Annotated in this window: 7 protein-coding genes; 3 read left to right on the forward strand and 4 right to left on the reverse strand. The window is 36.8% G+C overall.

Annotation, left to right across the window (positions count from 1 at the left end; all coding sequences use genetic code 11):
* Positions 1-260: 260 nt before the first annotated feature.
* Both ON09_RS20845 and ON09_RS20850 read right to left on the reverse strand, forming a co-directional pair.
* Positions 261-491: a hypothetical protein gene (locus tag ON09_RS20845; protein WP_010603008.1), complete on the reverse strand. Its 231-nt coding sequence runs from the start codon at positions 489-491 to the stop codon at positions 261-263.
* A 127-nt stretch (positions 492-618) separates the two neighbouring features.
* Complete coding sequence (locus ON09_RS20850; protein ID WP_157259039.1) at positions 619-1,263, reverse strand: hypothetical protein; 645 nt, start codon at positions 1,261-1,263, stop codon at positions 619-621.
* A gap of 323 nt (positions 1,264-1,586) precedes the next feature.
* Between ON09_RS20850 and ON09_RS20855 the strand changes: the two genes are divergently transcribed.
* Both ON09_RS20855 and ON09_RS20865 read left to right on the forward strand, forming a co-directional pair.
* On the forward strand, positions 1,587-2,039 hold the full coding sequence (locus tag ON09_RS20855; RefSeq protein WP_010603010.1) for a nuclear transport factor 2 family protein: 453 nt from the start codon (positions 1,587-1,589) through the stop codon (positions 2,037-2,039).
* Positions 2,040-2,641: 602 nt separating this feature from the next.
* Positions 2,642-3,310, forward strand: a complete 669-nt coding sequence (locus tag ON09_RS20865) for a LytR/AlgR family response regulator transcription factor (protein ID WP_039843067.1) — start codon at positions 2,642-2,644, stop codon at positions 3,308-3,310.
* A 337-nt stretch (positions 3,311-3,647) separates the two neighbouring features.
* Here ON09_RS20865 and ON09_RS20870 read toward each other — a convergent pair whose 3' ends face one another.
* Positions 3,648-4,397 carry a porin family protein gene (locus tag ON09_RS20870; RefSeq protein WP_010603013.1) on the reverse strand — a complete coding sequence of 250 codons (750 nt, stop codon included), beginning with the start codon at positions 4,395-4,397 and terminating at the stop codon, positions 3,648-3,650.
* 722 nt (positions 4,398-5,119) lie between these two features.
* On the opposite strand from ON09_RS20870, the gene ON09_RS20880 reads away from it, so the two are divergent.
* Positions 5,120-6,277 carry a hypothetical protein gene (locus ON09_RS20880; protein WP_010603014.1) on the forward strand — a complete coding sequence of 386 codons (1,158 nt, stop codon included), beginning with the start codon at positions 5,120-5,122 and terminating at the stop codon, positions 6,275-6,277.
* Between the two features lie 217 nt (positions 6,278-6,494).
* Here ON09_RS20880 and ON09_RS20885 read toward each other — a convergent pair whose 3' ends face one another.
* Positions 6,495-7,799: a S41 family peptidase gene (locus tag ON09_RS20885; protein WP_010603015.1), complete on the reverse strand. Its 1,305-nt coding sequence runs from the start codon at positions 7,797-7,799 to the stop codon at positions 6,495-6,497.
* Positions 7,800-8,191 lie beyond the last annotated feature (392 nt).

The raw sequence follows: 8,191 nt of genomic DNA on the forward strand, positions 1-8,191 counted from the left end.
GTTTTTGTTGTTGTCTGACGGAAGCGAAATCGGTTCGTCGTAACATCTGGAAACTGATGTGAAGACATTGATCAGCCATATAATCGCTGCTTTTCCATTTGATAACACTCCGTGTAATCTGATCCGCGAATTTTCCTGATCCTGCGGTTTTATGTAGCTGAAATTAAAGATGACCTACCAATATGAAGACTGCTGAATGTTTCTTTTTGTTGATAAGGCTCACGATTTATAGCGTGTAATGATGGTAAGATCACTAAATGTCACCGCGTAATGATGCTGTTTACCTCGGCAACAAAACGTTCCACCTTTTTGGTGCTAAAGAAGCTCGACAGCACCATTACCTCTTCTTTTTGATCACCAGGCTTTAGGAAATACAGCTGTACATCGGTCCCTGAATAGATTAGATTGGTGGACTTTCTTACCGTCTGGATGCCGTTGAAATGATCAAAGGAGTAAGTTTTGTTGCCAAGTCCGATAGGATTTTTGCGCATGAGCTGTCTGCAACCCCGATCAAAAGTAATTTCAGTGAATGCCGCCAGGATGATCGCTGGTCCTCCTAAAAGGGTAAAGAGTAAAAAGAAGATTCTGCCGAGACTGAATCCACCACCCAGCCAAGCATCAGGGGTAAGTTCGTGAACGCCAATTGCTAATAAGCAAATGCCTAATATCAGACTTCCGGTTTTGCTTTTTTTTCAGGATGTATAAGCCGCCCTGTACATTAAAAAATTTATACTGGTCTATCTCCTGTCTGGCAAAATCTCCCGGACTGTCATGGGCCCCCAGATGATGGTGTATCAGCATAACCACCTCATCCACGAAAGCGATTGCATTAGGATCATCGTTTTTTCCATAGCTACAGGATACCAAGATTCCTTTTCCATATCTGTCGTTCTTTTTGAAAACCCTGTAGGTATAGGAACCTGCCATATTGGAAACAGGGGAGATACCGTAAATTTTTGAAAAAGGAAGACAAGTAATGGTCAGCATGCCCATTAGTTTTTTTCTCATCATACCCTCACTTATTTCGAACTCCACGGAAGTACCCGCCCAGATAACAAATAGTATCACTACCGCGATCAGGATCAAAAATATGGATAGGGAAGAAGCAAAAGAATTTCGAAGATAATAAAGATAGAACAGGTATCCTGCCAGAAATAGAACAGACAGGAAAGCAGCAAGGATATAGGAAAGTCCATACGGGTAAACCGTGACCCGGTCTGGCTCAATCCGCCAACGGGTTTTTGATAAAGATTTCAGTGACAAGGGCCTTAAATTTTAAATATATAAACATTATCCAGGTTATTTTGGTTTTAACGAAGTGGTAAAACAAATAGGTCCCAGACTGAGTAGATGAATTTTACAATACAATCCTAAATAATAAGAATAAGGCTATTGTGAAATCATTTCTTTCATCATAGTCAATTCATGGATTCTGATAACTTTGAAAATTTTCGCGCATCAGTTTTGGTTCTTCTTTCCTGATTACACCTAAATAAGTTGCTGTGAGGCTTTTTTAATTAATATTTTGTTTACCCTTTTTAATTCAGCGCGTTTTTGAATTGTAATTATTAAAATTAAAATAAGACATGTACAATTATCTTGTAAAAAAACTTATTAAAAAATCATTTGGATTAGTGAACGAACGTCGTTTTAAAGAATTGTTAGAAAGCGCAGTTCCAAATGTCAGGCATTCTTTCGCAGGGGATCATTCCTTAGGCGGTACCCGGAATGATCGGGGAGCTTTTCAAGCTTGGCTGGAACGATTATCCCGGGTAATGCCTAAATTATTTATCAAAGTCAACCACATTGTAGTCCGCGGCTGGCCTGGAAATACTTTAGCTATTGTGCGTTGGACGGCGACAGCGATATTGGAAAATGGAGACCCTTACCTAAATAAAGGGACTCACTTCATCACGCTAAAATGGGGAAAAGTGACAGAAATTGATGTCTATGAAGATACCTTAGCTGTATATAATGGTTTGGAAAAACAGTTTAAATCTGGAATTGAAGAAGCCAAAGCGCCCCAAATTATTAGCTGATAAATCAGCAAAACGTTGTCACATGGGCTTATTTGCGTTATTTTCACGTCTTTTCTTAATAATTTTGCAATCTCGTCTTAGTGAATTTTAGCCTAACTTCATAGGTAGTAGAAATTAAGTATTCCGGTTATTGGGAAAATATTGTGCGGTCGATGCATGAGTTCGTAATTTTATAATAGCTTGGCCAACACTATTTTATATTGCCCTGACTATTGTCAAACCCTTTTTTTCTTACTGAGTGGATAACCGGACAAATAATCATTTCGAAAATTAGGTAGTCATACAGTAATTCTCTATCGAAAATGTTGATCTATTTAAAAAGCGAGGCCAGCTCTGAATTAGTTTCTCCCGTTTTAAGTCCTTCCCGCATACCGTCTGGAAAATGGAGCAGGAGTGAAGGCTAAATTGAGCGTTAGTGATACCTTCCTACATTTTCATATCGAAAATGAAATCCTGCCAGAATCCTCGAGCGCTAAGGGACCGGGTGGCATCGGCCTGAAAAACATTAAAAAGCGGCTGGAGCTTTATTACCCATCCAGGTTTGATCTGGACCTCGGGAAAGATGAAAATATATATACTGTAAACCTAAACATCCGCTTATCATGAACTGCGTCATACTAGATGATGAACCTTTTGCCCACCACGTATTATCGCACTACATCAGCCAACATCCGTCCATGAAGATCACTGCGCAGTTCCGAAATGCCGTGGAAGCCTTTGAATACCTTTCCAAAAATAAAATTGACCTGCTTTTCCTCGACATCGAAATGCCGCTGGTCAATGGATTGGATTTCTTAAAAGCCTTAAAAGATCGGCCAAAAACGATTTTTACAACCGCTTATAAAGAATATGCTTTCGAGGGGTTCGAGCTTGGTGTGGTCGATTACCTGCTCAAGCCATTTTCGTTTGAGCGTTTTCAGCTGGCTGTGGAAAAAGCCACGACTCAGCCGGCAAGCTCCGTGACACAAAGCCCACTGCTTACCTTCAGACAAAAGGAAGGTTATGCAAGTATTAAACAACATGAGATCCGATATATCGAAAGTGAGGGGGATTACATCAAAATTATCACTGACAAAGAAAATTATCTGCTTTACCATACTTTAAAGGGAATAATACTTAAACTCGAACCGAAGCTTTTTCTGCAATGCCACCGATCCTACCTGGTTAACTTGAACTACATGTCAAGAATGGTTGGAGAAAACATTATCCTAACTGACCAAACTATTATACCTATCGGACAATCCTATAAAAAACTAATAATGGAAAGTTAAATCTTTAAGGATTGGAAACTAGAGAATTCCATCGTTAAACTAGGCTTTTAATGGGTTTTACTAGTGACAGTTTTCGATCTTGATAATTAGCATTTACCCTCCTATATCCATTTGGTGTCGATTATATTTTTTCGATGTTTATCAAATTTTGGTTGATTGAATGATCAAAGCTTTAGCCAGGATCATAAATTTCTAAAGTTATTATCCGAAACGCATATAATATTATATGGATTCCTTTAACTTCTATCTAAAAGTACTTCTATTACCATCAAAATATAGCTGTATTGATAGCAATTCTGACGCCATCGATATTTTAACTTAACACCATTTTAATTAATTAAAATTTATATCCGCCAGATAGACCAATACTTATGTTTCTGATTTTTTGTTGGGGTGTAAATTCTCCGTATCGAGGTTGCAGATTTGCGATACCAAATTTACCTTCCAGTTGAAATGAAATTTGTTGACTGATTTCATACCCTAATAATCCTGACAGGCCATAATCAAATGGACGGCCATAAGTATAAGAATCAAGTGCTCCGCCCTCAGAACCATCATTTCGAAATATCACATCTCCTTTATTTCCAATGTTGATATCACCAACGCCTACTCCGATGTCTGAGTTCCAGCTGCCTCCGGTACCGTAAGCAATGTATGGTCCTGCACCAAACAAGAATTTTCCATTACCCAAATTGGGTTTGAATAGCACAAGTATTGGAAGTTCAAGATAATCTGCTTTCAACCTGAAGTCAGTTTGATATCCTAAATATCCTGCATTCGGAGATTTGAAACCTTTTCGGATATATGAAACTGAGGGTTGCAGAAATATGTTATCAGCAAAAGGAATCTCAACGCTCAACCCAATTTGAAATCCTGGAATGAAATCATATTCCTGGAAATCTGAATTACTATTGCTGAGGATAACTTTAGAAAAATTCGCACCCGCATTCACACCAAATCTAGCCTGAGCCATCGAAAGTTCCGGGATGGTAAAAACAATGCTGGATATCAAGCAAATAATTGAAAGTTTACTTTTGTTTGGAAACTTGATGAATTGATTTAAAGATTTTAATCCTAGTTTTTTCATTTTGCGTTTATTTACATATACTACTACTAATGTAAACGAATGACTGACAGGAATTGCTACAATAGAAGCTCGATTAATTTAGCCTGCCTGCAATATGCAGTCTTAATGATAGAGATTAGGAAACTTATGTAAATGAATTTTACAAAAAGACTAAGTCGTTGAATGAAAAAATCTAAAACTTAGTTATTGATTTGAGAGGAAATGAACGCGCTATGTTTTTTCGCAATGTTAAAAGTAGTAAAAACATTTTTGGATAAAACTAATGTTATAGGAACGGTATTCCTCCAGATGTATATTTGGCTACCAGAAAGTTAGTTATTGTATTGATATGTATAAAAACGGATTTGGGATGATGAGCCTCATAAACTAATAATCACTCATTAAATGCTTTAAGTATAGTTAATTTGGTATTTGGAAATTGCTTCAAAATAACTGTTTCCCACTTTTCTTATTTTCATCCTCCTAAAGGCCTATTTAATAGTTCAACGGGATCACTTCTACTGAGATCAGTTTGCTTATCTTCACTTTTGGTGGCATGATGGCACGAGTTTATAATGAAAAAAGTTTTACCTTCTTTTTTATGGTGATTTGATAAACAAATATAAAAATGATTTAGCATCGATAATTTTTTTTTCAAGTCTATAGTTGTTCACTTCTAAATAGTAGTTCTCTATAGCATTCCCTTAAAATTTGTTTATTTGCATTCTAAAAATCGAGCATAGATGAAATCAATATTGACTGGCCTACTATATCTACTTTCCTTAAAACTATCTGCACAGCATAAATTACCTGTAATCAATGCGCATTCGAAAACTGCCAGAATATATGAAGCTGGAAATTCGATGAAGGCTTGGGGAATTAACCCGAAAATTGCGTTGGATACTTATACTTCAGGTAAAATTAGGGGCAAAAAATATATTAAATTTAAAACTGATATAGACTCTATCAGTGTCAAATTAAAGCAGGGTGAAAGGTTTGATTTCATAGTTTTATTAAACGGGAAGGATTCCTGCATAACAAGAATACAGGGCCGTGAAGCAAAAAATTACAGAAATCTCAAACCGGAGATAGCCGATTCAGTTCCATTTGTTGTAAATAAATTCAATACAAACCTGGTTGATGTTGTGTTGAATAATACCGATACCCTAACGATGAACTTTGATACAGGGGCAACCGAGTTTTCATTGCTTGGCACGGTGCTTGAAAAGAAAGTAAAATCAAAACCGGAACTTTATAACTCCTTTAATGAAATAAAACTTGGGGATCGAAGCTATTATAGTAAAATATACGATACGCAAAACGTGGGCGACCAGGCAGATGGATTAATGGGCTGGGATTTATTTGATGGCTATATTGTCCAGTTAAACTATGATAAGAACCTGATGGTCATCCATTCGAAATTGCCCAAAGCTGTATCACATAACCGCGGCTTTTCAAAATTCAAGATCAATTATATTAACAATAAACCCTTTATAGAAAGTAAAATATCCCAGAATGGTATAGAAAATAAAAACTGGTTTTTGTTTGACTTAGGCTACCAAAGTACAGTTATGCTTGATAGGGATTTATTGAAGAAAAATGATTTCCCCGCTGATAAAATGGAGGTGATCAAAAAGGTGATGCTGCATGGGACACAAAACAATGAAATTCCGGTGATTACTGCAAATCTTGAAAAACTACAATTGGGGACTTTTCTGCTTAGAAATATTCCTGCGCAGTTGTTGGGAGAAAATAAGCCAATGCGTGGCATTAATATCCATATTCTAGGCAACGAAATTTTAAAACGATTTCACACTTTTCTTGATTTTCAGAAAGATGTAGTTTATCTCATGCCCAATGAATCTTTTAATCTAGATTTTACCGATCGAAGAAAGTCTTGATCCTTGCCGCCTGAAATTGGTAAGTATTCAAAATAACAATAAAAATTCTTCATTAAAAATCTTGGCTAATTAAGGCTCAGCATAAATGAGATTATTAAATCAATAGCTTAATTATGCTTTTTAGTTGTAAAAGTCTATCCATCAAACCAACTGTGCATCTGAAAACTAGTTGGTTCATGCAAGAGAAAACCGGCACCAAATTTGCGATTTCATGAGACTACTTTACGTTATAATATGACTTGACAAAATCAATAATGCTTTCCCCCCGGGCATTTAAAGGAATATCAGGTAAGATGCCAAAAGGGTCGATGGGTCTCTCAAAGACCTCCATTGATCTTATTGATGTCGGATACCGAAGTCTTGCGCCACCAATGTCGATGATGTTTCCGTTATATCCATCTATACATCCTGCTGTTGTTTCTCCAAAGGTTATCACTTTGTTGCTTTGTTTACATTTTAATACAAAAGTCTCGCCACTGCTTGCGGTAAATTTGTTGGTCAACAGGGCTACCTGTCTTGGACTTTTCAGCGGTTTAAAAGTATCGCTTGGAATGCTTTTTTTTGCCATTACAATCTTATTTCTTGCAGCGCTGTCTATTGGATCCAAATTGTTCAGTATGCCAAGTTCCCGGAACATTTTACTGTTTTCCGCTGACATGTAGTAGCCTACACTTGGCATCTGCAAAGATTGGGTCAGGATGTAAGGTAAAAGGGATCCGTAGGTTCGATCGCTTCCCCCACCATTGTTCCTTACATCTACAATGAATAACTTGCAAGACTCTAAAGCAGCGTGGTTGGTGAGCATAATGCTATCAACTACTTTTGAATATTTTGGGGAGCAGCTTGGCAGGGTAAATAATATTGCAGTGCTGTCTATCCATTTTAATGTCGGTTTGTAGGGATCGATCAATGTCAATTGCGATAATTTCGGAGGTGCCGGGCTGCCGTCGTATACCGAAAGTCTACGCCAGTGAATATCGTTGTCATCAAGAAGTGTATGGGCAGTGGTGAAATGTATTTTAGTGGCCATTATGGTGGAATCCCGCATATAAAAATCCATATCATATCCATCTATAGACTTTTTTAACCGCATTTTAAGCATGCCCCTTTTGAAAACATCATTATCGGCGGAGACTACAATTCCATTGAAAATATCATACTTATAAACATCTGGTAAAATTGCTACCCGGTATCCTTCCATTTCCCACAAGCCTTCTATTGGATCTTTTGCAATATTATTATTGGCCCATCGACGCTTTGCCTGCTTCAAGTCCAGAGGCAGTTTTTGATACTTCACTTTTGTAAGCTCTTTATCCACTGTTACCCATAAATGTTTGTCCTGGAAAAATGTTACCCAATCATCCATTAGGCTTTGACATTTGCTGGGTGATGTTAAAATTGATGCTTTTTCAAGATACACTAAATTGTATCTTTCATATAATTTTTTATTATCATGGGGAACTTTAATGTGATATAAGGCGTAGTTTTCTTCTACGGATAAAATTGCGTTCTGTAAAATCATTTTACAATTACACTCGCTTGAAGCCGAGGTACTAAAAGAAATCAGAGTGCAAATTAAAACGATGATGAGTTTTAGATTAGGCATGAGCATTGGGTTTTCCGCTTGGTAAATTGATGGGTAAAAATATTATTTTCTGAATTTTACCTGTGTAAAAAATTAGTTAGCCTTGTCAATCCAGAGTCAATTAATACGACTAAGAACGCAAAACAAATCTATTTGATTGATTATACCAATTCCCGGTCAGCAAAACCATTTTGATGAATTACGCAACACCAGACAAAGGAGTCTTTTTATTTTGCAAATTCCGGCAATCATTATTTATTAATCTGAGTATACATTACTAAATACAAAACAGCTTAATCTTTAGAAATACTTCGATATGCAAAAAGTCA

The sequence above is a fragment of the Pedobacter agri PB92 genome, from assembly GCF_000258495.1.
GTDB lineage: Bacteria > Bacteroidota > Bacteroidia > Sphingobacteriales > Sphingobacteriaceae > Pedobacter > Pedobacter agri.

Bases quoted from the DNA above. Each gene is read 5' to 3' on its own strand.
- ON09_RS20880 (WP_010603014.1), top strand. From the start codon at position 5,120: ATGAAATCAATATTGACTGGCCTACTATATCTACTTTCCTTAAAACTA.
- ON09_RS20865 (WP_039843067.1), top strand. From the start codon at position 2,642: ATGAACTGCGTCATACTAGATGATGAACCTTTTGCCCACCACGTATTA.
- ON09_RS20885 (WP_010603015.1), bottom strand. From the start codon at position 7,799: ATGATTTTACAGAACGCAATTTTATCCGTAGAAGAAAACTACGCCTTA.
- ON09_RS20855 (WP_010603010.1), top strand. From the start codon at position 1,587: ATGTACAATTATCTTGTAAAAAAACTTATTAAAAAATCATTTGGATTA.
- ON09_RS20845 (WP_010603008.1), bottom strand. From the start codon at position 491: ATGCGCAAAAATCCTATCGGACTTGGCAACAAAACTTACTCCTTTGAT.
- ON09_RS20870 (WP_010603013.1), bottom strand. From the start codon at position 4,397: ATGAAAAAACTAGGATTAAAATCTTTAAATCAATTCATCAAGTTTCCA.